Source organism: Pseudomonas sp. EL_65y_Pfl2_R96 (genome assembly GCF_963970905.1).
GTDB lineage: Bacteria > Pseudomonadota > Gammaproteobacteria > Pseudomonadales > Pseudomonadaceae > Aquipseudomonas.
On the sequence record NZ_CAXAQH010000162.1, the window covers coordinates 1 to 584 of the forward strand.

1 protein-coding gene is annotated in these 584 nt (G+C 57.2%); it reads right to left on the reverse strand.

The window, feature by feature from the left end:
- Window positions 1-362, reverse strand: a 362-nt coding sequence (locus tag AACY49_RS30005; protein ID WP_339527847.1) for an IS110 family transposase, incomplete at its 3' end; no start/stop codon positions are given.
- Window positions 363-584: the final 222 nt, after the last annotated feature.

Genomic DNA, 584 nt, shown 5'->3' on the forward strand with positions numbered 1-584 from the left:
TCCTGTTCAGGGCTGGTGATGCGGTTGCTTGGCGACTTTATGACTTCGGCAAACTGCGCGAGCAGCCGCGCATCTATCGGGTCGGTTTTAGCGTGCTGCCCCATGGCCTTGGCAAAGTCCCTGGCTCGCCGAGGGTTGATCCGCAAGACTTCGAAGCCGGCAGCCTGAAGCGCTTTCATGACCTCTCGCTCATAGCCGCCGGTGGCTTCCAGCAATACGCGGCTGACCTGGTAGCGCTTCAACCAATCAATCAGCGCAAGGAAGTCACTGGCGGTATTGAGGTAATTCGCCCCAACGTCTTGCGGGTTAATCCGAATCTCAAGGGTGTCTTTGGAAACATCGATGCCTGCGCAGGAAAACATAGCCGAACCCTCTTACACTCAAAGGTGAGAGCGCTCTGGCTGGGCACCACGCTTGTAATGTTCGAGGTCGGCTCGTTCAACTGTTCGGGCTCAATAACCAGAGCGGAGAGGTGAATGGCAGCATGGGCTCCCACACGTGCTTTAAGCACTCCGGGCATTCAGCTTGCCACTCACCGCTCTCACCCTCAGTCTAAGTCCTGCGCAAGACACAAGCGGGCTTGC